The sequence below is a fragment of the Streptomyces sp. NBC_01176 genome (assembly GCF_045039825.1).
Lineage (GTDB): Bacteria > Actinomycetota > Actinomycetes > Streptomycetales > Streptomycetaceae > Streptomyces.
Genome location: NZ_CP108600.1, coordinates 7,172,821 through 7,197,670, shown reverse-complemented (window position 1 = coordinate 7,197,670; position 24,850 = coordinate 7,172,821). Strand labels below are relative to the sequence as shown.

The 24,850-nt window shown below is 69.8% G+C and carries 18 protein-coding genes; 5 read left to right on the top strand and 13 right to left on the bottom strand.

Annotated features, from left to right (window positions below; genetic code table 11):
- Positions 1-113: 113 nt before the first annotated feature.
- Complete coding sequence (locus OG199_RS31130) at positions 114-1,067, bottom strand: heme o synthase (RefSeq protein WP_356800842.1); 954 nt, start codon at positions 1,065-1,067, stop codon at positions 114-116.
- A 379-nt stretch (positions 1,068-1,446) separates the two neighbouring features.
- Here OG199_RS31130 and tkt point away from each other — a divergent pair, with 379 nt between their 5' ends.
- The 5 genes from tkt to pgl are packed head-to-tail and all read left to right on the top strand — an operon-like array spanning position 1,447 to position 8,061.
- On the top strand, positions 1,447-3,534 hold the full coding sequence (tkt, locus tag OG199_RS31125; protein WP_356800816.1) for a transketolase: 2,088 nt from the start codon (positions 1,447-1,449) through the stop codon (positions 3,532-3,534).
- Positions 3,535-3,568: 34 nt separating this feature from the next.
- Positions 3,569-4,687 carry a transaldolase gene (tal, locus tag OG199_RS31120; protein ID WP_405832270.1) on the top strand — a complete coding sequence of 373 codons (1,119 nt, stop codon included), beginning with the start codon at positions 3,569-3,571 and terminating at the stop codon, positions 4,685-4,687.
- A 4-nt stretch (positions 4,688-4,691) separates the two neighbouring features.
- Positions 4,692-6,215 carry a glucose-6-phosphate dehydrogenase gene (zwf, locus tag OG199_RS31115; RefSeq protein ID WP_356800814.1) on the top strand — a complete coding sequence of 508 codons (1,524 nt, stop codon included), beginning with the start codon at positions 4,692-4,694 and terminating at the stop codon, positions 6,213-6,215.
- Positions 6,212-7,282, top strand: a complete 1,071-nt coding sequence (gene opcA / locus OG199_RS31110) for a glucose-6-phosphate dehydrogenase assembly protein OpcA (protein WP_356800813.1) — start codon at positions 6,212-6,214, stop codon at positions 7,280-7,282. Before zwf ends, opcA begins: the two co-directional genes overlap by 4 nt.
- On the top strand, positions 7,279-8,061 hold the full coding sequence (gene pgl, locus OG199_RS31105) for a 6-phosphogluconolactonase (RefSeq protein ID WP_356800812.1): 783 nt from the start codon (positions 7,279-7,281) through the stop codon (positions 8,059-8,061). Before opcA ends, pgl begins: the two co-directional genes overlap by 4 nt.
- Positions 8,062-8,264: 203 nt before the next feature.
- On the opposite strand, the gene pgi is transcribed toward pgl, so the two are convergent.
- The 12 genes from pgi to uvrC all read right to left on the bottom strand — a co-directional run bounded on the left by pgi (position 8,265) and on the right by uvrC (position 24,451).
- Positions 8,265-9,917, bottom strand: coding sequence for a glucose-6-phosphate isomerase (pgi, locus tag OG199_RS31100; RefSeq protein WP_405832267.1), 1,653 nt, complete (start codon positions 9,915-9,917; stop codon positions 8,265-8,267).
- A gap of 72 nt (positions 9,918-9,989) precedes the next feature.
- Positions 9,990-11,261 carry an MFS transporter gene (locus OG199_RS31095; protein ID WP_405832265.1) on the bottom strand — a complete coding sequence of 424 codons (1,272 nt, stop codon included), beginning with the start codon at positions 11,259-11,261 and terminating at the stop codon, positions 9,990-9,992.
- A gap of 760 nt (positions 11,262-12,021) precedes the next feature.
- Positions 12,022-12,357 carry an RNA polymerase-binding protein RbpA gene (locus tag OG199_RS31090; protein ID WP_003957010.1) on the bottom strand — a complete coding sequence of 112 codons (336 nt, stop codon included), beginning with the start codon at positions 12,355-12,357 and terminating at the stop codon, positions 12,022-12,024.
- A 239-nt stretch (positions 12,358-12,596) separates the two neighbouring features.
- Entirely contained in the window at positions 12,597-12,833 is a 237-nt protein-coding gene (gene secG / locus OG199_RS31085; protein WP_094052663.1) for a preprotein translocase subunit SecG, read from the bottom strand.
- 97 nt (positions 12,834-12,930) lie between these two features.
- Positions 12,931-13,707: a triose-phosphate isomerase gene (tpiA, locus tag OG199_RS31080; RefSeq protein WP_405832263.1), complete on the bottom strand. Its 777-nt coding sequence runs from the start codon at positions 13,705-13,707 to the stop codon at positions 12,931-12,933.
- A gap of 6 nt (positions 13,708-13,713) precedes the next feature.
- A complete protein-coding gene (locus tag OG199_RS31075; protein WP_405832262.1) occupies positions 13,714-14,925 on the bottom strand; it encodes a phosphoglycerate kinase in 1,212 nt (403 codons plus the stop codon).
- Positions 14,926-15,054: 129 nt separating this feature from the next.
- On the bottom strand, positions 15,055-16,065 hold the full coding sequence (gene gap, locus OG199_RS31070) for a type I glyceraldehyde-3-phosphate dehydrogenase (protein WP_148013434.1): 1,011 nt from the start codon (positions 16,063-16,065) through the stop codon (positions 15,055-15,057).
- A gap of 190 nt (positions 16,066-16,255) precedes the next feature.
- The gene (locus tag OG199_RS31065) at positions 16,256-19,213 is read right to left on the bottom strand and encodes a M14 family zinc carboxypeptidase (RefSeq protein WP_356800149.1); all 2,958 of its coding nucleotides are present in this window, start codon (positions 19,211-19,213) and stop codon (positions 16,256-16,258) included.
- 162 nt (positions 19,214-19,375) lie between these two features.
- Positions 19,376-20,365, bottom strand: coding sequence for a DNA-binding protein WhiA (gene whiA / locus OG199_RS31060; RefSeq protein ID WP_010987695.1), 990 nt, complete (start codon positions 20,363-20,365; stop codon positions 19,376-19,378).
- Entirely contained in the window at positions 20,356-21,426 is a 1,071-nt protein-coding gene (gene yvcK, locus OG199_RS31055) for a uridine diphosphate-N-acetylglucosamine-binding protein YvcK (protein WP_266698321.1), read from the bottom strand. Before yvcK ends, whiA begins: the two co-directional genes overlap by 10 nt.
- Positions 21,423-22,394 carry an RNase adapter RapZ gene (gene rapZ / locus OG199_RS31050; protein WP_356800148.1) on the bottom strand — a complete coding sequence of 324 codons (972 nt, stop codon included), beginning with the start codon at positions 22,392-22,394 and terminating at the stop codon, positions 21,423-21,425. The genes yvcK and rapZ overlap by 4 nt, the downstream gene beginning before the upstream one ends.
- Complete coding sequence (gene uvrC, locus OG199_RS31045; protein ID WP_356800146.1) at positions 22,391-24,451, bottom strand: excinuclease ABC subunit UvrC; 2,061 nt, start codon at positions 24,449-24,451, stop codon at positions 22,391-22,393. Before uvrC ends, rapZ begins: the two co-directional genes overlap by 4 nt.
- Positions 24,452-24,850 lie beyond the last annotated feature (399 nt).

Below are 24,850 nucleotides of genomic sequence, written 5' to 3'. Positions count from 1 at the left end.
CGACGGGCGGGGTGCGTGGCCTTGACCACGCACCCTCAGGCTCTCGGCTTCGTGCGAGCGGGGGTTCGAGCGGGGGGTCACCCCGTCCGCCGCGATGACGGGCACAGGGGCCGCTAGTGGAGGAAGGGGTCCACCGCGACGGCCACGAAGAGGATCGACACATAGGTGATCGACCAGTGGAACAGCCGCATCTCCTTGAGCTTCCCGCCCGTCACCTCGGCCTTGGCGCGGTTCTGCAGCCCGTGCGCCTCCCACAGCCAGAACCCGCCGGCGGCCAGCGCGACCACCGTGTAGAACCACCCCGTGTAGCCCAGCGGGGTGAGGAGCAGCGAGACCCCGACCATCACCCAGCTGTAGATGACGATCTGGCGGGCGACCACCTTGTTGGAGGCGACGACCGGCAGCATGGGCACGCCCACGCGCGCGTAGTCGTCCTTCACCTTCATGGACAGCGGCCAGTAGTGCGGCGGCGTCCAGAAGAACATGACGAGGAAGAGGATGACCGGCGCCCACGACAGGGAGTTCGTGACGGACGACCAGCCGATGAGGACCGGGAGGCAGCCCGCGATGCCGCCCCAGACGATGTTCTGGGACGTACGGCGCTTGAGGAGCATCGTGTAGACGACGACGTAGAAGAGGAGCGCTCCGAGTGACAGCCACGCGGACAGCCAGTTGACGGTCAGTCCGAACAGCAGCGTCGAGACGACCGCCAGCGCCATGCCGAAGGCCAGGCACTCACGGGGACTGACCATGCCGGTGACCAGTGGACGCTGCGACGTCCGCTCCATCAGGGCGTCGATGTCACGGTCGATGTACATGTTGAGCGCGTTGGCTCCGCCCGCGGACAGATAGCCGCCGAGGCAGGTGAGCAGGACCAGCTTGAGGTCCGGTACACCCTGCTGGGCCAGGAACATCACCGGAACGGTGGTGATCAGGAGCAGTTCGATGATTCGTGGCTTGGTGAGCGCCACGAATGCCTTCACACGGGCCCCGAACGGCCGGTGGCTCGGGCTGCTGCTCGTCCCGAGCACCCCCGCTGGACGGGATTCGACGGCCGTCACGCACACCCCTGACAGAGACATCCCAGCAAGCCCCCGGGTGTGAACTCCCCGTAAAGGCTCGCGCGTACCACGCCACTGTAGACGTTGCCCAGACCCCGGCCTTCGCGGGGGTGGGGTCGTGTTGGGGGCGCCCGGACCAGCGCCTCGGCGGGGCCCGCACAACGGGCGTCGGGGAGCTCGATTGAGCACTCTTACGAGCGGCTCCGTATTCAGTTGCCGAAGACGGAACGGACCAGTCGGGAGGCGGATTCCGCCGAGTCCCGGCAGTCTGGAATGACTCGAAAAAACGCAGGTACCTACGGGGGTAGGCTCGACAACGGCCGGTGGGCGCCCAGTGCACCGGCATTCGACATGCGTGACATGTGGAGAGGAGCCCTGACCCAGGGTGAGCACCAAGCCGACCACCACAGACCTCGAGTGGACCGAGTTGGACCAGCGGGCCGTCGACACCGCCCGCGTCCTGGCCGCCGATGCCGTACAGAAGGTCGGCAACGGCCATCCCGGTACGGCGATGAGTCTGGCGCCTGCCGCCTACACCCTCTTCCAGAAGGTGATGCGGCACGACCCGGCGGATCCCGACTGGACCGGACGCGACCGCTTCGTGCTGTCCGCGGGCCATTCGTCCCTGACGCTCTACACGCAGCTCTACCTGGCCGGGTTCGGCCTGGAGCTGGACGACCTGGAGTCCTTCCGCACCTGGGGCTCGCGCACTCCGGGCCACCCCGAGTACGGACACACCCCCGGTGTGGAGACCACGACGGGTCCGCTGGGACAGGGCGTCGCCAACGCGGTGGGCTTCGCGATGGCCTCCCGCTACGAGCGCGGTCTGTTCGACCCGGACGCACCGCAGGGCGAGTCCCCGTTCGACCACTTCATCTACTGCATCGCCGGTGACGGCTGCCTGCAGGAGGGCATCTCCGCGGAGGCGTCCTCCATGGCCGGGCACCAGGAGCTCGGCAACCTGATCCTGCTGTGGGACGACAACCACATCTCGATCGAGGGTGACACGGAGACGGCGGTCTCCGAGGACACCGTCAAGCGGTACGAGGCCTACGGCTGGCATGTGCAGCGGGTGGCCCCGAAGCCGGACGGCGACCTCGACCCGCACGCCATCTACAACGCGATCCAGGCCGCCAAGCTGGTGACCGACAAGCCGTCGTTCATCGCGATGCGGTCGATCATCGCCTGGCCGGCCCCGAACGCGCAGAACACCGAGGCCGCGCACGGCTCGGCGCTGGGCGACGACGAGGTGGCCGCGACCAAGCGGGTGCTGGGCTTCGACCCGGAGCAGTCGTTCGCCGTGGCCGACGAGGTCCTCGCCCACACCCGTCAGGCACTCGACCGGGGTCGTGAGCAGCGGGCCGAGTGGGAGAAGGGCTACCAGGAGTGGCGCACCGCCCAGCCCGCGCGTGCCGCCGAGTTCGACCGCATCGCCGCGTGCGAGCTGCCGGCGGGCTGGGAGGAGAAGCTCCCGGCGTTCGAGACCGGCAAGAGCATCGCGACCCGTGCCGCGTCCGGCAAGGTGCTCCAGGCGCTCGGCGCGGTCATCCCCGAGCTGTGGGGCGGCTCCGCCGACCTCGCGGGCTCGAACAACACGACGATCGACAAGAACTCCTCGTTCCTGCCGGCCGACAACCCGCTGCCGGGCGCGAACCCGTACGGGCGGACGATCCACTTCGGTATCCGCGAGCACTCCATGGCCGCGGAGATGAACGGCATCACGCTGCACGGCAACACCCGCGTCTACGGCGGCACGTTCCTGACGTTCTCCGACTACATGCGCAACTCGGTGCGGCTGTCCGCGCTGATGCACCTGCCGGTCACCTACGTCTGGACGCACGACTCGATCGGCCTCGGTGAGGACGGCCCGACGCACCAGCCGGTCGAGCACATCGCCTCACTGCGCGCCATCCCCGGCCTCAACGTGGTCCGTCCCGCGGACGCCAACGAGACCGCGATCGCCTGGCGCGAGATCCTGAAGCGCTACACCAAGGTGTTCGGCGAGGGCGCCCCGCACGGGCTGACGCTGACCCGGCAGGGCGTGCCCACGTACGACCGCAACGAGGACGCCGCGAAGGGCGGCTACGTCCTGTTCGAGGCGGAGGGCGGCGAGCCCGAGGTCATCCTCATCGCCACCGGTTCCGAGGTGCACGTGGCCGTGGAGGCGCGCGAGCAGCTCCAGGCCGGGGGTGTGCCGACGCGGGTCGTCTCCATGCCGTGCGTGGAGTGGTTCGACGAGCAGGACCAGGCCTACCGCGAGAGTGTGCTGCCGCCGTCCGTGCGCGCGCGGGTCTCGGTCGAGGCCGGTATCGGTCTGACCTGGTACCGGTTCGTCGGGGACGCGGGACGCATTGTTTCGCTGGAGCACTTCGGTGCTTCGGCCGACGGCAAGGTGCTCTTCCGCGAGTACGGCTTCACTGCCGAGAACGTCGCCGCCGCCGCCCGGGAATCGATCGCCGCAGCCCAGCTCTGACGCTGACATACGACACGTAGGAGATGCATTTTCCATGACAGACGCACTCAAGCGCCTCTCCGAGGAAGGCGTCGCGATCTGGCTGGACGACCTGTCGCGCAAGCGGATCACGTCCGGCAATCTCGCCGAACTGATCGACCAGCAGCACGTCGTGGGCGTCACCACCAACCCGTCGATCTTCCAGAAGGCGATCAGCAGCGGCGACGGCTACGAGCAGCAGCTCGCCGAGCTCGCCGCCCGCAAGGTCACGGTCGAAGAGGCCATCCGCATGATCACGACGGCGGACGTCCGTGACGCCGCCGACATCCTGCGTCCGGTCTTCGACGCGACGCAGGGCCAGGACGGCCGGGTCTCCATCGAGGTCGACCCGCGCCTGGCCCACAACACCACCGCGACCGTCGCCGAGGCCAAGCAGCTGGCCTGGCTGGTGGACCGCCCGAACACGCTCATCAAGATCCCGGCGACCAAGGCGGGCCTGCCCGCGATCACCGAGGTCATCGGCAAGGGCATCAGCGTCAACGTCACGCTGATCTTCTCGCTGGAGCGTTACCGCGAGGTCATGGACGCCTACCTGGCGGGGCTGGAGAAGGCTAAGGCCGCGGGCCTGGACCTCTCCAAGATCCACTCGGTGGCGTCCTTCTTCGTGTCCCGCGTGGACACCGAGATCGACAAGCGGCTCGACGCCCTCGGCACCCCCGAGGCCAAGGCCGCACGCGGCAAGGCCGCCCTGGCCAACGCCCGGCTCGCCTACCAGGCGTACGAGGAGGTCTTCTCCTCGGAGCGCTGGGCCGCCCTCGACAAGGCGCAGGCGAACAAGCAGCGCCCGCTGTGGGCGTCGACCGGTGTGAAGGACCCGGCGTACAAGGACACCCTGTACGTCGAAGACCTGGTGGCGCCGAACACGGTGAACACCATGCCGGAGGCCACCCTGCAGGCCACCGAGGACCACGGCCGGATCACCGGCAACACGATCGCCGGTACGTACGAGCAGTCCCAGGCCGAACTCGACGCGGTCGAGAAGCTCGGGATCTCGTACGACGACGTGGTCCAGCTCCTGGAGGACGAGGGCGTCGAGAAGTTCGCGGCGTCCTGGAACGACCTGCTCAAGTCCACAGAGGCGGAGCTCCAGCGCCTCGCCCCTTCGGAGGGCTGAAACCTTGTCAAGCAGCAACCCGCTGCGTGACCCCGCAGACCGACGGCTCCCGCGTATCGCGGGGCCGTCGGGCCTGGTCATCTTCGGCGTCACGGGCGATTTGTCACGTAAAAAGCTGATGCCCGCCGTGTACGACCTCGCCAATCGCGGACTGTTGCCGCCGGGCTTCTCGCTCGTCGGTTTCGCCCGTCGCGAGTGGAAGAACGAGGACTTCGCCCAGGAGGTCCACGACGCCGTCAAGGAACACGCCCGTACGGAGTTCCGCGAGGAGGTCTGGCAGCAGCTCATCCAGGGGATGCGCTTCGTCCAGGGCACCTTCGACGACGACGACGCGTTCGAGCGGCTGCGCGCCACGATCGAGGAGCTGGACAAGGCACAGGGCACGGGCGGCAACTTCGCCTTCTACCTCTCCGTGCCGCCGTCCGCCTTCCCGGTGGTCATCAAGCAGCTGAAGAAGCACCACCTGGCCGACCAGCCGAAGGGCTCCTGGCGGCGCGCGGTCATCGAGAAGCCCTTCGGGCACGACCTGAAGTCGGCCGAGGAACTCAACGCGATCGTGCACGAGGTCTTCGCCTCGGACCAGGTCTTCCGTATCGACCACTACCTCGGCAAGGAGACCGTCCAGAACATTCTGGCGCTCCGCTTCGCCAACACGATGTTCGAGCCGATCTGGAACCGGTCCTTCGTCGACCATGTGCAGATCACCATGGCCGAGGACATCGGCATCGGCGGCCGGGCGGGCTACTACGACGGCATCGGCGCGGCCCGTGACGTCATCCAGAACCACCTGCTCCAGCTGATGGCCCTGACGGCCATGGAGGAGCCCTCGTCCTTCGACGCGGACGCGCTCGCCGCGGAGAAGACCAAGGTGCTCGGCGCGGTGCGGATCCCGAAGGACCTGGGGCGCGACACCGTCCGCGGGCAGTACGCGGCCGGCTGGCAGGGCGGCGAGAAGGCCGTCGGCTATCTCCAGGAAGACGGTATCGACCCCAAGTCGAAGACCGACACCTTCGCCGCGATCAAGGTGGAGGTGGACAACCGCCGCTGGGCGGGCGTCCCGTTCTATCTGAGGACCGGCAAGCGGCTGGGCCGTCGTGTCACCGAGATCGCGGTCGTCTTCCAGCGTGCCCCGCACTCCCCCTTCGACCACACGGCGACGGAGGAGCTGGGCCAGAACGCGATCGTCTTCCGCGTGCAGCCCGACGAGGGCGTCACGGTCCGCTTCGGCTCCAAGGTGCCCGGCACCTCCATGGAGATCCGGGACGTCTCGATGGACTTCGCCTACGGCGAGTCGTTCACCGAGTCCAGCCCGGAGGCGTACGAGCGACTGATCCTCGACGTGCTGCTCGGCGACTCGAACCTCTTCCCGCGCACGGAGGAGGTCGAGCTGTCCTGGAAGATCCTCGACCCGATCGAGCAGTACTGGGACAAGCACGGCAAGCCCGCGCAGTACCCCTCGGGCACCTGGGGCCCCGTCGAGGCGGACGAAATGCTCGAACGAGACGGACGGAGCTGGCGTCGCCCATGAAGATAGACCTCACCGACTCCACTGCCAGCAAGATCAACAAGGCGCTCGTGCAGGGCCGCCGGGCCATCGGCACCCCCGCGGTCGGCATGGTCCTGACCCTCGTCATCGTCACCGACGAGGAGAACGCCTACGACGCCCTGAAGGCCGCCAACGAGGCCTCGCGCGAGCACCCCTCGCGCACCCTCGTGGTCATCAGGCGTGTCTCGCGCTCGCCCCGTGACCGCACCAAGTCGCGCCTCGACGCCGAGGTGCGGGTCGGCGCGGAGGCGGGCACCGGCGAGACCGTCGTGCTGCGGCTGTACGGCGAGGTGGTCGACCACGCGGACTCGGTCGTCCTGCCCCTGCTGCTGCCGGACGCGCCGGTCGTCGTCTGGTGGCCGGTGAACTCGCCGCTGGACCCGGCGAAGGACCCGCTGGGCGCGCTGGCCCAGCGCCGGGTCACGGACACCTACGCGGCCGAGGCGCCGGTACGGGAGCTCAACGCCCGCGCCGACGCCTACGCCCCCGGGGACACCGACCTCTCCTGGACCCGCATCACACCGTGGCGTTCGATGCTGGCCGCGGCCCTGGACCAGGTCGTCTGCGACGTGAGCGCGGTCGAGGTGGAGGGCGAGGAGTTCAACCCGAGCTGCGAGCTGCTCGCCATGTGGCTCGCGGACCGGCTGAACGTCCCGGTCAGGCGTTCGCAGTCGTCGGGCCCCGGCCTCACGGCCGTCCGGATGGAGACCACCTGCGGCCCGATCGTCCTGGACCGTGCCGACGGCTCCCTCGCGACGCTGTCCATCGAAGGCCAGCCCGACCGTGCCGTGGCGCTCAAGCGCCGCGACACGTCCGAGCTGATCGCCGAGGAGCTGCGCCGGCTCGACCCGGACGACACGTACGCCTCGGCGCTGCGGTACGGGGTGGACCGGCTGAACACCTCGTCGGACGAGTCCTCGGACGAGACCTCTGCTCCGGCCAGGACGGCGGTCAAGGTCGCCGCCAAGGCGCCGGCCAAGGCACCGGCCAAGAAGGCCGCCGCCAAGACCGGCACCTCGGCCCCGGCCAAGAAGGCGGCCTCCAAGTGATCACTCCACAGCTTGTCGTGCACCGCGACAAGGAGCTGATGGCCCAGGCCGCGGCTGCTCGGCTGATCACCAAGGTCGTGGACGCGCAGGCCTCGCGCGGCTACGCCTCGGTGGTCCTCACCGGCGGCCGCAACGGCAACGGGCTCCTCGCGGCGCTCGCGGCCGAGCCCGCCCGGGACGCCATCGACTGGGGCCGGCTCGACCTGTGGTGGGGCGACGAGCGGTTCCTGCCCGCGGGCGACCCGGAACGCAACGACACCCAGGCCCGGGCGGCACTGCTGGACTCGGTGCCGCTGGACCCGGCACGGGTGCATCCGATGCCGGCGTCCGACGGCCCGCACGGCGCGGACGCGGACGCGGCGGCCGAGGCCTACGCCGCCGAGCTCGCGAAGGACGCGGGGCCGGAGAACCACGGTTCGGTCCCGACCTTCGACGTCCTGATGCTGGGTGTCGGTCCGGACACGCACGTGGCCTCGCTCTTCCCCGAGCTGCCCGCGGTGCGCGAGACGGAGCGGATGGTGGTGGGTGTGCACGGCGCGCCGAAGCCCCCGCCGACCCGGATCTCGCTCACGCTGCCCGCGATCCGCTCGGCCCGCGAGGTGTGGCTGCTCGCGGCCGGCGAGGACAAGGCGCAGGCCGCGGCGATCGCCCTGTCGGGCGCGGGTGAGGTACAGGCTCCGGCGGCGGGTGCCCACGGGCGCTCGCGGACGCTGTGGCTGCTGGACGCGGCGGCCGCTTCCCAGCTGCCGCGCTCGCTGTATCCGCCGGCCTCGGCGTGACATGACCGGGTAGGGGCGAGCGAGGGGTCGTACGCCCCCGCCGTCCCTGCCCGGCGTCCGTTCCGGACGGGCTGGAGGTGCCGGGCGCGGACATTGCTTTCAAGGGGCGCGGGGAACTGCGCGACCAGCCCCCACCCACTCGCACCCGAGAAACACCAACAGACGGGCGGCCCCCACCGCCCGTCTGTTCGCACGCACAGGGCCTAACGGCTGCGCAGCTCGCGGTACTTGCCGACCAGCGCCGTGGTGGAGGGGTCGAGGCCGGGTACCTCGATGCCGTCGGTCAGTGCGGGTTCGATGCGTTTGGCGAGGACCTTGCCGAGTTCGACGCCCCACTGGTCGAAGGAGTCGATGTTCCAGACGGCGCCCTGGACGAACACCTTGTGTTCGTAGAGGGCGATGAGCTGGCCCAGGACGGAGGGGGTCAGTTCGCGGGCGAGGATCGTGGTGGTGGGGTGGTTGCCCTGGAACGTCTTGTGGGCCACCAGGTCCTCGGGCACGCCCTCGGCGCGGACCTCGTCGGGTGTCTTGCCGAAGGCCAGGGCCTGGGTCTGGGCGAAGAAGTTGGCCATCAGCAGGTCGTGCTGGGCGGCCAGGCCCGTCTCCAGCTCGTCGACCGGGTTGGCGAAGCCGATGAAGTCGGCCGGGATGAGCTTGGTGCCCTGGTGGATGAGCTGGTAGTAGGCGTGCTGCCCGTTGGTGCCGGGAGTGCCCCACACCACCGGTCCGGTCTGCCAGTCCACCGGCTCGCCCTGCCGGTCGACGGACTTGCCGTTGGACTCCATGTCCAGCTGCTGGAGGTAGGCGGTGAAACGGCTGAGGTAGTGGGAGTAGGGCAGCACGGCGTGGGACTGCGCGTCGTGGAAGTTGCCGTACCAGATGCCCAGCAGGCCCAGCAGCAAAGGCGCGTTGGACTCGGGCGGCGCGGTGCGGAAGTGCTCGTCGACGAGGTGGAAACCCTCCAGCATCTCCCGGAACCGGTCCGGGCCGATCGCGATCATCAGCGACAGGCCGATCGCCGAGTCGAAGGAGTAGCGTCCGCCGACCCAGTCCCAGAACTCGAACATGTTGTTCGTGTCGATACCGAAGTCGGCGACCTTCCCGGCGTTGGTCGACAGTGCCACGAAGTGCCGGGCGACCGCCTCCGGACCGGCCTTCAGCCCCGACAGCAGCCAGGACCGCGCCGACGTCGCGTTCGTGATCGTCTCGATCGTGGTGAACGTCTTCGACGCGATGATGAACAGCGTCTCGGCCGGATCCAGGTCACGCACCGCCTCATGCAGGTCGGCGCCGTCCACGTTCGACACGAACCGCACCACCAGACCGCGGTCGGTGAAGGACCGCAGCGCGTCATGAGCCATCGCCGGACCCAAATCGGAGCCGCCGATCCCGATGTTCACGACGTTCTTGATCCGCTGGCCGGTATGACCGGTCCACTCACCCGAACGCACCCGCTCGGAGAAGGCCGCCATCCTGTCGAGGACCGCGTGGACCCCCGGGACCACGTTCTCCCCGTCCACCTCGATCACCGCGTCCCGCGGCGCACGCAACGCGGTGTGCAGGACCGCCCGCCCCTCGGTCACATTGATCTTCTCACCACGGAACATCGCATCCCGCAGCCCGAACACATCAGTGGCCACGGCCAGCTCACGCAGCAACCGCAGTGTCTCGTCCGTGACGAGGTGCTTGGAGTAGTCCACGTGCAGGTCGCCGACCTGGAGGGTGTACCCGGACCCACGCCCGGGGTCGGCTGCGAACAGGTCCCGCAGATGGGTCTCCGCGAGCTCCTCGCGGTGCTCACCCAGCGCGGTCCACTCGGGCGTCCGGTCGAGCCTGGTACGGGTGTCTGCGTTCATCTCTGACTTCCGCCTTCTCTCCTGCGTGTGCTGCTGCGTACCTCGCCCCGCTGCCGGTCCCAACCTAATTGATCAGGGCTTGACGTGAGCTGTCGTCACGCCGTCGTCCGGCTCAACAACAGATACGTCCGGCTTGAGCGCGGGTATCAGCGAAGCGACGGCGAGTGCGAAGAGCGCGGCCGCGAACAGGGCGGGCCCGTTCAGCCCGTACGTCGCGGCGACGGTGCCGCCGAGCAGGGCGCCGACCGGGGCTCCGGAGGTGGAGGCGGTGCGGAAGGCGGCGCTGATGCGGCCGACCATGGCCTTGGGGCTGCGCTGCTGCATCAGCGTGACCTGGTTGACGTTCCACACCATGCCCATCACTCCGAGCAGCACCATGCCCAGCAGGAGGGCACCCAGCTGGCGGACGGTGCCGATGAGCAGGAGGGACGCCGTCTGGACGCTTCCGCCCAGGAGCAGACCGCGGACGCGCCCGAACCGGCGTGCGACACGCTGTGCCAGTAGTGCTCCACCGGCCAGGCTTCCGGCCGAGTAGGCCGTCATCGCGGCGGCGAAGCCCGCGTTTCCCGCGTGCAGCCAGCCGGTCACGTGCAGTACCAGCGTGGCGATCAGGGCACCCATGCCGATGTTGCACAGCAGCGTGGCCGTGCAGACGGCACGCAGCACCCGGTCGCGCCACAGGGCGCGCAGCCCCTCGGCGACCTCCGCCCGCAGGGTGCTTCCGGCCGCCCGGGGCGCCCGCTCGGGTGCCGCGATCCGCAGGGACGCCACGAGCGCGGCGGCCAGCAGATAGGTGGCGGCGTCGGCGACGAACGGCACGGCGGCGCCGGCGGCGAGCAACAGCGGTACGAACGGGCCTGCCAGGAAGCCCCCGGCGAGCTGCTGACCGGTCATCAGCCGGGCGTTGGCGCTGCCCAGGGCCTCTTTGTCGACCAGGGACGGCAGCAGGGCCGTGGACGCGTTGTCGAAGAGGGTCTGGAGGCTGGTCAAGGCGAAGGCGAGCGCGATCAGCAGCCCGATCGAGGCGTGGCCGAGGCCGACGGCGAGGCCGAAACAGGCGACGAGGGTGCCCCGCAGGGTGTCCACGGCCCACATCGCCCGGCGCTGGTCCACCCGGTCCGCGACCGCGCCGCCGAGCAGCCCGAAGAGCAGCCACGGGAGGTATCCACAGGCGGTGACGGACGCGATGACGAACGGGTCGTCCGTGAGGCGCACGGCGATCAGCGGCAGTGCGGCGGTGCGCAGCGCGTCCCCGAAGCGCGACACCACCGCCGCGCTCCACAGGCGCCCGAATCCCCCGCGCCACGCGGGCACCCGCACGCCCGTCGCCTCGCTCACCGTCACAACGCCCCCTCCTCCGCCACCACTTCGACAACCGTAGAGGGCACCACTGACAGTCGGGCGGGAGCGGGAGAGGGCCGGCGGGCAGGCACCACCGGACCGCGAGACACGGGGACGCCCGTCTCGGACGCGACGGGCGGACGCCACGGGAAGCGATCTGGACGAGGCCGGGCCGGGACGACAAGCCGCGCGGCCGAGGCTGGACCGGAACCGGATGTCACCCGGACGAGGTGGCACCTGACCGGAACGCCACCCGCACGAGGTGGGACCGGCCCGGAAGGGAAGTCACCCGGACGAGGCGAGACCGGGCCGGGCGGGGACGGAGAGCCGCAGGGACGATCGCGACAGGCTCGGCCAGGACGGCGCACGGCCTTACGGACGAGATCGATCGCACGCGAGCGACCGTGCAAGGTCAGCCGCACGGGGTCGGCCGTACGAGGTCCCCGGCCGTACGAGGACCCCCTACGAGATCGACGACCGCCCGTCGCCGGGGGGCCGGGCGCGCGGCCACCGCTCATGGGCCCCAGGGCCCCGGGGCCCCACGCGCACCGCGCGCTCACGAACGGCACCGCGACGGCCACGCACTGTTCGCACGCGGCCCCGCGTGGCGGCGTACGGACCAGGCGTGACCGGAGGCACGGGCGCGCGCTCGGGCGCGCGCCATCGGAGGGCGCGCGGTCTCGGGCACGCCGATTCCGTTCGCGGGCGTCGTGCGAAACAGCTCCGGCCAGACACCTCTCGATGCCCGGCCGGTTCGCAACTCCTAGATCTCGCCCCGCAGTTTGGCGAGCGCCTCGGCGAGGATCGCCTCGCCGTCCGCGTCGCTGCGCCGCTCCCGTACGTACGCCAGGTGCGTCTTGTACGGCTCGGTGCGCGGCGGGTCCGGCGGGTTGTCCCGGTCCTGTCCGGCGGGAAAGCCGCAGCGCGGGCAGTCCCAGGTGTCGGGAACCTGCGCGTCGCTGGCGAAGCTGGGCTGCGTCTCGTGCCCGTTGGAGCACCAGAAGGAGATGCGCAGCCGGGGCGCGGACTCGCCACGCTCGGCCTCACCCATCGGCCCCGCCCCGACCCGGCTTCCTCGGATCGCGTTGCCACTTGCCACGGTCGTAACTCCCTGCGTGATGGTGCCGCGAAGCGAGTCGGCGTGACGCTTCGCTGCGAGCGCCTCAGTCTACGTAAGGCCCAACGCGCGTCCAGTGTTAGGAGTTACACCCCACCCCTAGACGCAAGCCCCATGATAGGCCGCGCCCGCGGGCGCGTACCGGACATGGGGCCTTACGTGTGGATCGTGCTTGCGTACTGTGCGGTTGTGCGTGCGCCCGTACCGATGTCAGCCGGTGATCAGTTGTTGACCTTCATCAGGATGCCGAGCACGACGATGCACGCGAACCACAGCAGACCGATCACCACGGTGATGCGGTCGAGGTTGCGCTCGGCGACCGAGGAGCCGCCGACGGACGACTGCATGCCGCCACCGAACATGTCGGAGAGGCCGCCGCCCTTCCCCTTGTGCATCAGCACCAGCAGCATCAGCAGCAGGCTGAAGACGATCAGGGCGATCGAGAACCCCAAAACCACGGCTGGACCAACTTCCTCGGAACTGGATGGACGACGGGGGTCCGGTGACACTCACCAGACCCCCGCAAGGGTACGACGGATCGTCGCTACCGCATACTCACTGGTCGCGGAAGCGGACGATCTTGACGAACTCGTCGGCGTCCAGGGACGCGCCACCGACCAGGGCGCCGTCGATGTCCGGCTTCGCCATGATCTCGGCGACGTTGCCGGACTTCACCGAGCCGCCGTACTGGATGCGGACCTTGTCGGCCACCTCCTGGGTGTACAGCTCGGTCAGCCGGCCGCGGATCGCCGCGCAGACCTCCTGGGCGTCGTCGGCGCCGCAGACCTTGCCGGTTCCGATGGCCCAGACCGGCTCGTACGCGATCACGATCGACTCGGCCTGCTCGGCCGGGACGTCCTTGAGACCGCCGTCGACCTGCGAGAGCGTGTGGGAGACGTGGTCCCCCGCCTCGCGGACCGCCAGCTCCTCGCCGACGCAGAGGATCGGGGTCAGGCCGTGCTTGAACGCGGACTTGACCTTGGCGTTGACGATCTCGTCGGTCTCCGCGTGGTACTGGCGTCGCTCGGAGTGACCGACCGCCACGTACGTGCACTTCAGTTTGGCCAGCATGGGACCCGAGATCTCGCCGGTGAAGGCACCGGAGTCGTGCGCCGAGACGTCCTGGGCGCCGTACTTGATCTTGAGTTTGTCGCCGTCGACCAGGGTCTGCACGGAGCGCAGGTCGGTGAAGGGCGGAAGGACGGCGACCTCACAGGCGTCGTAGTCCTTGTCGGCCAGGGCGAAGGCAAGCTTCTGGACGTGCGCGATGGCCTCGAGGTGGTTGAGGTTCATCTTCCAGTTGCCCGCCATCAGCGGCGTGCGCGTGCTCATAAAAGGTCAGTCCTCCAGTGCGGCGAGGCCGGGGAGCGTCTTGCCCTCGAGGTATTCGAGGGAGGCGCCGCCACCGGTCGAGATGTGGCCGAATGCCGTCTCGTCGAAGCCCAGGGTGCGGACGGCCGCGGCGGAGTCGCCACCGCCGACCACGGTGAAGGCCGGGGAGTCGAGGAGGGCCTGGGCGACCGCCTTGGTGCCCTCGGCGTAGTCGGGGTGCTCGAAGACGCCCATCGGACCGTTCCAGAAGACGGTGGCCGCGTCGGCGAGCTTCGAGGCGTAGAGGGCACCGGTCTCGGGACCGATGTCGAGGCCCATCGCGTCGGCCGGGATGGCGTCCGCGGCGACGATGGTGGGGTTGGAAGGGGCCTTGGTCTTCAGGTCGGGGAACTGCGTCGCGGTCACGACGTCGACCGGGACGACCAGTTCGACACCGTTCTTCTCGGCGCGCTCGACGTACTCCTTGACGGCGGACAGCTGGTCGTCCTGGACGAGGGAGGCGCCGATCTCGTAGCCCTTCGCCTTGAGGAAGGTGAAGGCCATGCCGCCGCCGATGAGCAGCCGGTCGGCCTTGCCGAGCAGTTCGTCGATGACGGCGAGCTTGTCGGAGACCTTGGAGCCGCCGAGGGCGACGACGTAGGGGCGCTTGACGTCCTCGGTGAGCCTCTTCAGGACGCCGACCTCGGTGGCGATGAGGTAGCCGGCGTAGTGCGGCAGGCGCGCCGGGAGGTCGTACACGGAGGCGTGCTTGCGGTGCACGGCGCCGAAACCGTCGCCCACGTAGACATCGGCCAGAGCCGCGAGCTGGTCGGCGAACTCACCGCGCTCGGTGTCGTCCTTGGACGTCTCGCCCGCGTTGAAGCGCAGGTTCTCGATGACCGCGACCTGGCCGGGCTCCAGGCCGTTCACGGCGTCGTGGGCGGCGGGGCCCACGGTGTCCTGGGCGAACGCGATCGGGGCGCCGAGGAGTTCGCCGAGGCGCTCGGCGGGCTGCAGCAGGGAGAAGGCGGGGTCCGGGGCGCCCTTGGGACGGCCCAGGTGGGAGGCGACGATCACCTTGGCGCCCGCTTCGGCCAGCGCCTTGACGGTGGGCAGGACGGCGCGGATGCGGCCGTCGTCCGTGATGAGGCCGTCGGCCAGTGGCACGTTCAGGTCGGCGCGGACGAAGACCCGCTTGCCGTCCACGCCTTCGGCGATGAGTTCGTCGATCGTCTTCATGAAGGGACTCCTAGGAAGGCTCTTGAGATCCGAGAGAGCTGGTCGATCCGTACGCGAGACAGGGCTCGGGCAGCGCGGCCTTGCGCTGCCCGAGCCCTGTGCTCACATCGAGGTGCCTGGCTCCGGGACTTAGAGCTGGCCGCCGACGAAGACCGTGAGGTCGACGAGGCGGTTGGAGTAGCCCCACTCGTTGTCGTACCAGCCGAGGATCTTCACCGAGTTGCCCTCCTGGACCATGGTCAGGGAGGAGTCGAAGGTGCAGGAGGCCGGGTCGCCGACGATGTCCGAGGAGACGATCGGGTCCTCGGTGTAGGCCAGGTAGCCCTTGAGGTCGCCGTCGTCGGACGCCTTCTTGAACGCGGCGTTGACCTCGTCCTTGGTGACCTCGCGCTGCAGCGTCACGACCAGGTCGGTGGCCGAGCCGGTCGGGACCGGGACGCGCATCGCGATGCCGTCGAGCTTGCCCTTGAGCTGCGGGAGGACCAGGGCGGTGGCCTTGGCGGCACCGGTCGTGGTCGGGATGATGTTCTCGGCGGCGGCGCGGGCGCGGCGCAGGTCCGAGTGCGGGAAGTCCAGGATGCGCTGGTCGTTCGTGTACGCGTGGACCGTCGTCATCAGGCCCTTGACGATGCCGAAGTTCTCGTCGAGCACCTTGGCCATCGGCGCCACACAGTTGGTGGTGCAGGAGGCGTTGGAGATGATGTTGTGCTGCGCCGGGTCGTACTTGTCCTGGTTGACGCCCATCACGATGGTGATGTCCTCGTCCTTGGCCGGAGCCGAGATCAGGACCTTCTTGGCGCCGCCGGCGATGTGCTTCTCGGCGTCGGCCTTCTTGGTGAAGATGCCCGTCGACTCGATGACGATGTCGACGCCGAGCTCGCCCCACGGGATGTCGGCGGGGTTGCGCTCGGAGAGCACCTTGATGGTGTGGCCGTCGACGGTGATCGTGTCGGCGGTGTGCGACACCTCGGCCTTGAGACGGCCCAGGATGGTGTCGTACTTGAGCAGGTGAGCGGTGGTCGCGGTGTCACCCAGGTCGTTGACAGCCACGATCTCGATGTCAGCACCCTGCTCCAGCAGCGCGCGGAAGTAGTTACGACCGATGCGGCCAAAGCCGTTGATGCCTACGCGGATCGTCACGAACCGATCTCCTCGTTGGTACGCCGGCTCACGTGCCGGCGAGTTGTATGGGATGTCCCCGACCGCCTAGAACCCTACCTCCCTGAGACGTCTGGAGTGACATTGAGATGCCCCATACACGGCAGGGTGTTCCGTACCCACCAGTAGGGGTACGGAACACCCTCGACGTTGACGAGGCGGTCGTCTGAAATCAGCTCTTCAGAGCGGTGAGCGCCTTCCCTATCAGGGCCGCGCGGTCGGCCGCCGCGGTGACGTGCTCCAGGCCGAAGCCCAGCAGCACGGTGTCACCGGTGGTGATTCCTCCATAGGTCTTGAACAGCTCTCCGTAGCGTGCCCAGTCCTTGAGGACGGCCGGGCTGCCCGGGGGCGGTCCGGGGACGCTCCAGGGGCCGAGGGAGGTCTCGAAGCCCTCCGTCCCGGTGGCCGTCCCGGCGACGACGAGAGAGGTGTCGTCCGCGAGGACGCCGTGGCCGCCGGTGCTCGGGTCGGTGATGTAGCTCAGGGACACCTCCACCGACTTCCCGGCGTACGCGCTGAGGTCGAAGGCGACCTGCTGCCAGCCGCTGGAGGCGCCGGTGAAGCTGTTCCAGGCCCCGCTGGTGCCGGTGTTGGCACAGCCGGACGCGTTGACGGTCAGGTAGTGCTTGAGCCAGGGGTGCTCGTGGACCAGGAATCCGGCCTCGCACTCCGCGGGTACCTCGCTGCTGGTCGCGCCGCCCGCCTCGGGCAGCGTCGTCCAGTCGTCGGCCCCGGTGGTGTGGATCTCGAGGACGGCGTGGTCGTAGCCGGGCTCGGTGTCCCACAGGAGCTGGGTGCGCAGCGCCGGCTTGTCGGCGGCGCTGACGCCGGTGAGGTCGATGGTGCGGGTGAGTCGTTTGTAGGCGTCGTCGGTGTGCACCGCGGCGGCCATGGACGAACCGGCGTAGGGCCCGTAGGGGTTGACGGTGCCCGCGAACTGGCCGGCGCCCGCGCTGGACGCGAACTGCGGGTACTGGGCGGCGGGCAGGCTGTCCGAGGTGACTCCGTAGGTGCCCGCGGTGTTCAGCGGGTTGCCGGGCGCGTCCCCGAGCGCTCCCGTGAAGCCGGCGAGCCTGCCGGAGCCGGTGAAGCCGTTGGCCCCCGGGGTGGACGTACGGGAGTAGGCGCCGAGGTAGTACTGGCTGAAGTCGTTGGAGAGGTTGCCTCCGCCGAGGTCGACGTTGCCGCCGGCCTGCTCGCCCGCCTCGACCAGCTTCCCGCCCTGGTTGAGGAAGGCGCGCAGCTGGAGCTGGGTGGCGTTCGCCGGCCGTGCGGCTCCCGTGTAGTGGACGACCGTCTTGAAGTGGTCGAGCACGCCGAGCGCGTCGGGCGCGCCGAGGGTGGCGACGTCCCACACGAGAGGCTTCTTGCCGTTGGCCTTCAGGGCGTCGACGTACGCCTGGGACTGCGTGGCGGCCGCGCCCTCCTCGGCGACGACGAGGGTGTCGGCCACCGGCCGTTCGGCCACGGTGTAGGTGAAGTGGGTGCTGGAGGTCTTCTTGCCGCTCCTGGTCTCACCGGTGAACCAGACCTCGACCTTGTCGCCCCGGTCGCCGTCCTTGACCTTGGCGCGGTACTCGTCGAAGTAGAGGTTGTCCGCGCCGCCGTAGGTCTCGCCGCCGCGCCAGGGCTTGAGGGCCATGTCCAGCGTTCGGCCGCCGTTGACGCGGTACTTGAGCTCCTTGTCGCGTACGGACTTGCGGACGACGACGGAGACCTCCTGGTCCGCTCCGCGGGAGTACGACGTGGTGAAGGCGGCCGGGGTGAAGTCGGGCGCGTCGAGGCCGACGGAGGACGAGGGCCGGTCGGGGTGGGCGGCGGTCTCGGCGACGGAGAGCGCGAACGGGACGTTCTTCTCGAACTCCTGCTCGATCAGCTTCTCGTCGTCCGGGAAGGTGAAGACGGAGGCGCAGTCCGCCGCGTTCCAGGCGTCGTTCGGGTCGACGTTCGACGCGGTCTGACAGGTCGACATCTCGGGGGTGAACATCGCCATGCCGTTGACGTTGCCGGCGTGGCCGTCCGCCTCACCATTGGTGGTGTAGAGCTCCGAGGAGACCTGCGGGTGGTAGCCGGGGATCGCCGAGTTCTCCGGGGTTCCCGCGAGTGACTTGTAGAGCACGTCGTCCGGGGTCGGCGTCGCCACCTGCCAGCCCACTCCGTAGAGGAGCAGTTCGGCGGCGGAGTGGTAGTTGATGCCGTACGTGAAGTCGACGCGCTTCTCGAAGGCGTCGAGGGCCTGGGTCTCGGGCTCGGAGCCGGGGCTCGCGCCGCGGTAGGTCTCGTTGGTGGGGTTGGGGGACGAACCCTCGTCGTCGTAGCCCCACTTGTAGGCGAAGTTGCGGTTGAGGTCGACGCCGTCGCCGGTGGAGATGACGCCGTCGCCGTTCACGTCCCGCAGGTTCTTGCGCCACTGGCGCTCGTCCTCGCCCTGGAACGTGTAGTCGTAGCCGTCCGGGTTGGCCGACAGCACGAACCACAGTTCGGTCGAGTCCACGATCTTCTTGATGCGCTTGTCCGTGGAGTAGTTGTCCAGGTAGTAGTGCATCAGGCGCCGGGTCATCTCGGGCGTGATCCACTCGCGAGCGTGCTGGTTGGACATGTACAGCACGGACGGCTTGGAGCCGTCCTTCGTCTTCTTCGCGCCCTTGGTCAGCTTCAGCGCGAGGATGTCCTGGCCCTTGAGGGTCTTGCCGATGGAGACGACCTTGGTGAGGTCGGGATGGGCCGCGCCGGTCCTGACGATCTCCTCCTGGAGATTGCCCTTTCCGCTGTACGGCCGGAACACGCCCTGGGCCGCGTCCTCGACGCGCGCCTCGGTCCTGGCCGAAAGCGTGTGCTCGGTGAGCTCGACGCCCTGCTTCTCCAGCTTCCGGGCCTGCTTGTCGGTCAGGTAGACCTCGACCGCGCTCTTGCCGTTCTTCGCGGTCTGGTCGCCGAGTTCGTGGCCGTCCTGCCCGGCCGCGAGCAGCAGGGGTATCTGCTGCTTCGTGACCTCCGCGTGGAACACCTTCACGGCGTTCGCGTCGGATTCGGGCGAACTCCCGCTCTGCGCCTGGGCGATGGGCGCCATTCCGGCACCGCCCAGCAGGAGTGCGCCCGCAGCGAGGATCGCTCTCGCTCTTCGTCTCATGAGCCCCCCTTGCATGTGTCCGCCACAGTGGCGAACAGATGCCAGGCTCATGACACTTCATGGTCAAGTCAAGGGCGCCTCACAGACAGGCAAACGCCGGTGCCGATGTCCCAAGTGGGCATCGGCACCGGCCGGTTGGACTTCTGGCGACCCATCGGGCCGTCAGCCCGCGAGGTTGTCCGCCATCTCCTCGGTGAGATTGGACTCCGTACCCGGGATCCCCAGGTCCTGGGCCCGCTTGTCGGCCATGGCCAGCAGCCGCCGGATACGGCCGGCGACGGCGTCCTTGGTCAGCGGCGGGTCGGCGAGCGCGCCGAGCTCCTCCAGGGAGGCCTGCTTGTGCTCCATGCGCAGCCGTCCGGCCGCGGCGAGGTGTTCCGGCACCTCGTCGGCGAGGATCTCCAGGGCGCGCTGCACGCGCGCCCCGGCGGCGACGGCCGCGCGGGCGGAGCGGCGCAGGTTGGCGTCGTCGAAGTTGGCGAGCCGGTTGGCCGTGGCCCGGACCTCGCGGCGCATCCGCCGCTCCTCCCAGGCGAGCACGGACTCATGGGCGCCGAGGCGGGTCAGCAGCGCGCCGATCGCGTCCCCGTCCCGTACGACCACCCGGTCCACGCCGCGTACCTCGCGGGCCTTCGCCGCGATCGACAGCCGGCGGGCGGCGCCGACCAGCGCGAGCGCGGCCTCCGGGCCCGGGCAGGTCACCTCCAGTGAGGAGGAGCGGCCGGGCTCCGTCAGCGAGCCGTGCGCGAGGAAGGCTCCCCGCCAGGCAGCCTCGGCGTCGCAGGTGGCCCCCGAGACCACCTGCGGCGGAAGGCCCCTGATCGGGCGTCCACGGCCGTCCACGAGTCCTGTCTGGCGGGCCAGCTGATCGCCGCCCGCCACGACGCGTACGACATAGCGGGAGCCGCGGCGCAGTCCGCCGGGCGCCATCACGATCAGTTCCGAACTGTGGCCGAAGATCTCCAGGATGTCCCGCTTCAGCCGACGTGCCGCCATCGCGGTGTCGAGCTCCGCCTCGATCACGATCCGGCCGCTCACCAGGTGAAGGCCGCCCGCGAACCGCAGAATGGCGGAGACCTCCGCCTTTCTGCAGCAGGTCCGGGTGACGGGAAGCCGGGAGATCTCATCCTTCACCGCTGCCGTCATCGCCATGGGCCGATCCTTCCATGCATCCGAAAAATACGGTCGTACGCGGCGGCCAACAGCTCCGGGTCGTGCCGCGGAGATCCGTCGGTCCGGGCCACCGGCGCCAGCTCGACCGCGGCGCCGAACCGCTTGGCAGCGTCGGTCAGTGAGTCGCGGTCGGGCACGGCGGCCTCGTCGGCCAGCACCACGTCCAGGGCGAGTTTAGGGGCGTGTCGTCCCAAAACCTCCAAATGACGCTGCGGAGAGAAGCCCTCGGTTTCTCCGGGCTGCGGGGCGAGGTTCAGGGAGAGTACCCGGCGGGCCTTCGTCTGTGTGAGGGCGTCCAGCAGCTCGGGGACGAGAAGGTGCGGAATCACCGAGGAGAACCAGGAGCCGGGACCCAGCACCACCCAGTCCGCGTCGAGGACGGCCGCCACGGCCTCGGGGACGGCGGGCGGGTCGTGCGGCACGACGTGCACGGACTGCACCTCGCCGGGCGTGAGGGCCACGGTGGCCTGCCCGCGGACCGTCTCCACCTCGTCGGGCCGCTCCGGCCGGTGCCCCCTGACCAGGGCCTGCAGCTCCAGGGGCACGGCGGACATGGGCAGCACCCGGCCGTGCGCGCCCAGCAGCCTGCCGACCAGGTCCAGAGCCTGGACGTGGTCGCCGAGCTGCTCCCACAGGGCGACGATCAGCAGATTGCCGACCGCGTGCTCGTGCAGATCGCCCTTGGACTGGAAACGGTGCTGGATGACGCGGGCCCAGGTCTGGCCCCAGTCGTCGTCGCCGCACAGCGCCGCCAGGGCTTTGCGCAGGTCGCCGGGGGGCAGCACGCCCAGCTCGTCCCGCAGGCGGCCGCTGGAGCCGCCGTCGTCGGCCACCGTGACGACGGCGGTGAGGTCGCCGGTGATCCGGCGCAGTGCGGCGAGCGAGGCGGACAGGCCCATGCCGCCGCCCAGGGCGACGACCTTGGGCTGGGCTCCGCGGCGGCGCGGCTTCGCGCCGCGTGCCTCGGCGGGTCTGCCGCCCTGTCCCTCCGCGGTGATCCTCCGCAGCCTGCTGAGCCGCAGTGCGGCACGTCCCGTCATTCGCGGCCCATGTCCCGGTGGACGACCACGGTCTCCACGCCCTGAGAGGCGAGGCGGGCGGCGAGCTTCTCGGAGGTGGCGACGGAGCGGTGCTTGCCGCCGGTGCAGCCGACCGCGATGGTCACGTAACGCTTGCCCTCGCGGCGGTAGCCGGTGGCGATCAGCTGGAGCAGCTCGGCGTAGCGGTCGAGGAACTCCTTGGCGCCGGGCTGGTTGAAGACGTAGGCCGCCACCTCCTCGTTGAGGCCGGTGTAGGGGCGCAGCTCCGGGACCCAGTGGGGGTTCGGCAGGAACCGCATGTCCACGACCAGGTCGGCGTCCACGGGAAGGCCGTACTTGAAGCCGAAGGACATGACGGTGGCCCGCAGCTCGGGCTCCTCCTCGCCCGCGAACTGGGCGTCCATCTTGGCGCGCAGCTCGTGCACGTTCAGGCTGGAGGTGTCGATGACCAGGTCGGCGTCGCCGCGCAGCTCGCGCAGGAGCTCGCGTTCGGCGTCGATGCCGTCGACGATGCGGCCGTCGCCCTGGAGGGGGTGCGGGCGGCGCACGGACTCAAAGCGGCGCACCAGGACCTCGTCGGAGGACTCCAGGAAGACGATCCGCCGGGTGACGTTCTTCGACTCCAGGTCGGCGAGGGACTCACGGAGGTTGTCGAAGAAGCGGCGGCCGCGTACGTCGACGACGACAGCGATCCGGGCCACGTTGCCCTGGGAGCGGGCGCCGAGCTCCACCATGGTGGGGATCAGCGCGGGCGGCAGGTTGTCCACGACGAACCAGCCGAGGTCCTCCAGGCATTTGGCGGCCGTCGACCGGCCCGCTCCGGACATCCCGGAGATGATCACCAGTTCGGGGATGGCGGCGTCGGATGCCGCGGCGGTCTCGGCGGTCGTGTCTTCCTGTGTTCCCTCGGTCGCGTCGACGCCCTGCGGGGCGTCCTCTTGTCGGTCCTGTCGTTCGTTGTCGCTCATGTCTCCTGCCCCCGTCGTTCGTACGAGGCGCCCGCGGACACGGGCTCCTCCGGGGAGTCCGGCGTCGTCCCGGGCTCCTCGTCTTCCATGATCTCTCCAGTCGCCGTGTTCACGGCGGGTGCGGCCGGAGCCGCCTGGGCGAGGGCCACGGCGATCGCCTCGGCCGTCTTGCGGCCTATGCCGGGAACTTCGCAGATCTGGTCGATTGTCGCGGATCGCAGCTTTTTCACAGAACCGAAGTGCTTGATCAGCGCCTGTTTGCGTGTCTCGCCGAGGCCCGGCACCTCGTCCAGCGGGCTTGCCTTGAAGCGCTTGGCCCGTTTGGCGCGCTGGTAGGTGATGGCGAAGCGGTGGGCTTCGTCACGGACGCGCTGGAGGAGGTAGAGGCCCTCGCTGGTGCGCGGCAGGACCACCGGGTCGTCCTCGCCCGGCAGCCAGACCTCCTCCAGCCGCTTGGCCAGTCCGCAGACGGCGATGTCGTCGATGCCCAGCTCGTCGAGGGCCTTCTGGGCGGCCGCGACCTGGGGCCGGCCGCCGTCGACGACGACCAGCTGCGGGGGGTAGGCGAAGCGCTTGGGGCGGCCGTCGTCCTCGGTGAAGGTGTTCTCCCCGTCGCTCGTCCCCTCGCCCTCGCCGTCCGTCCATTCGCCGGTCCGCTCCTTCTCGGCGAGATAGCGCCGGAAGCGGCGGGTGATCACCTCGTGCATGGACCGGACGTCGTCCTGGCCCGCGAAGCCCTTGATCTGGAAGCGGCGGTACTCGCCCTTGCGCTGCAGGCCGTCCTCGAAGACCACCATCGACGCCACCACGTCGTCGCCCTGGAGGTGCGAGATGTCGTAGCACTCGATGCGGAGCGGGGCGCTGTCCAGGGCGAGGGCCTCGGCGATCTCCTCGAGGGCCCGGGAGCGGGTGGTGAGGTCGGAGGCGCGCTTGGTCTTGTGCAGGGCGAGCGCCTGGAGCGCGTTGCGCTGCACCGTCTCCATGAGCGCCTTCTTGTCGCCGCGCTGCGGGATGCGCAGGGACACGTTGGACCCTCGGCGCGCGGCCAGCCACTCCTGGACGGGCTCCACCAGGTCGGGCAGAGCCGGGACGAGCACCTCCTTGGGGACGGAGTCGCCCGTCTCCTCCCCGTAGAGCTGCTGGAGCGCGTGTTCGACCAGGTCACCCGTGGTGACGGCCTCCACCTTGTCGGTGACCCAGCCGCGCTGTCCGCGTACCCGGCCGCCGCGTACGTGGAAGATCTGCACGGCCGCTTCCAGCTCGTCCTCGGCGACGGCCATCAGGTCGGCGTCGGTCGCGTCGGCGAGGACGACCGCGTTCTTCTCCATGGCCTTCTTCAGGGCCTCGATGTCGTCGCGCAGGCGGGCCGCCCGCTCGTACTCCATGTCCTCGGCCGCGTCCGTCATCCGCTTCTCCAGGCGGCGGATGTACGTCCCCGTGCGGCCGGCCATGAAGTCGCTGAACTCCTCGGCAAGTTCGCGGTGCTCCTCCGCGGTGACGCGCCCGACGCAGGGGGCGGAGCACTTGCCGATGTACCCGAGGAGGCAGGGGCGGCCGGTGCGGGCGGCGTTCTTGAACACGCCCGCGGAGCAGGTGCGGACGGGAAAGACGCGCAGCAGCAGGTCCACGGTGTCGCGGATCGCCCACGCGTGCCCGTACGGACCGAAGTAGCGCACGCCCTTGCGCTTGTGGCCGCGCATCACCTGGACGCGCGGGAACTCCTCGTTCATGGTCACCGCGAGGTAGGGGTAGCTCTTGTCGTCGCGGTACTTCACGTTGAACCGGGGGTCGAACTCCTTGATCCAGGAGTACTCCAGCTGGAGCGCCTCGACCTCCGTGGACACCACCGTCCACTCCACGGACGCTGCCGTGGTGACCATGGTGCGGGTGCGGGGGTGGAGGTTCGTCAGGTCCTGGAAGTAACTGGCCAGGCGCTGGCGCAGGCTCTTCGCCTTCCCGACGTAGATCACCCGGCGGTGCTCGTCGCGGAACTTGTACACCCCTGGAGAGTCCGGGATCTGTCCCGGCTTGGGGCGGTAGCTGGAGGGGTCGGCCATGCCACACACCCTACTGGCGCGGGCTGACACCGTGACGGCCTCCCGGCCCGCCTGTGGACGAGTCCGGCGCCGTCCGGGGCCCCGGCGGGACTCCGGGAGCGCAGGGGGCGGTACGGCGAGGCCGGGGACGCCAGGGACGCGACAGCGTGGCCGGGGCGGTCCGGTGCCCAGGGCCGGTCCGGGGAGCCGGACAGGTGCCCCGGACCCGATGTCCCGGGGGCACTCGACCACCGAACGTCACGCGCTCGCGACCCTCTGGTACCGATCGCCACCGGTCCAGCCCGCGCGTTCCCGCCGAAGTCGGCTCCGACCCGGCGTGCGCCCGGGGTGCCTCTCGGCCTCTCCGGCCCTGTCGGCGGGACGGGCGGGCGCGGCGGACGAACGGATCCGCGCCACGGG

Excerpts from the sequence above, each read along its gene's own strand:
- tal (WP_405832270.1), top strand. The coding sequence starts at position 3,569 with ATGACAGACGCACTCAAGCGCCTCTCCGAGGAAGGCGTCGCGATCTGG.
- opcA (WP_356800813.1), top strand. The coding sequence starts at position 6,212 with ATGAAGATAGACCTCACCGACTCCACTGCCAGCAAGATCAACAAGGCG.
- pgi (WP_405832267.1), bottom strand. The coding sequence starts at position 9,917 with ATGAACGCAGACACCCGTACCAGGCTCGACCGGACGCCCGAGTGGACC.
- tpiA (WP_405832263.1), bottom strand. The coding sequence starts at position 13,707 with ATGAGCACGCGCACGCCGCTGATGGCGGGCAACTGGAAGATGAACCTC.
- OG199_RS31075 (WP_405832262.1), bottom strand. The coding sequence starts at position 14,925 with ATGAAGACGATCGACGAACTCATCGCCGAAGGCGTGGACGGCAAGCGG.
- OG199_RS31065 (WP_356800149.1), bottom strand. The coding sequence starts at position 19,213 with ATGAGACGAAGAGCGAGAGCGATCCTCGCTGCGGGCGCACTCCTGCTG.
- whiA (WP_010987695.1), bottom strand. The coding sequence starts at position 20,365 with ATGGCGATGACGGCAGCGGTGAAGGATGAGATCTCCCGGCTTCCCGTC.
- yvcK (WP_266698321.1), bottom strand. The coding sequence starts at position 21,426 with ATGACGGGACGTGCCGCACTGCGGCTCAGCAGGCTGCGGAGGATCACC.
- rapZ (WP_356800148.1), bottom strand. The coding sequence starts at position 22,394 with ATGAGCGACAACGAACGACAGGACCGACAAGAGGACGCCCCGCAGGGC.
- uvrC (WP_356800146.1), bottom strand. The coding sequence starts at position 24,451 with ATGGCCGACCCCTCCAGCTACCGCCCCAAGCCGGGACAGATCCCGGAC.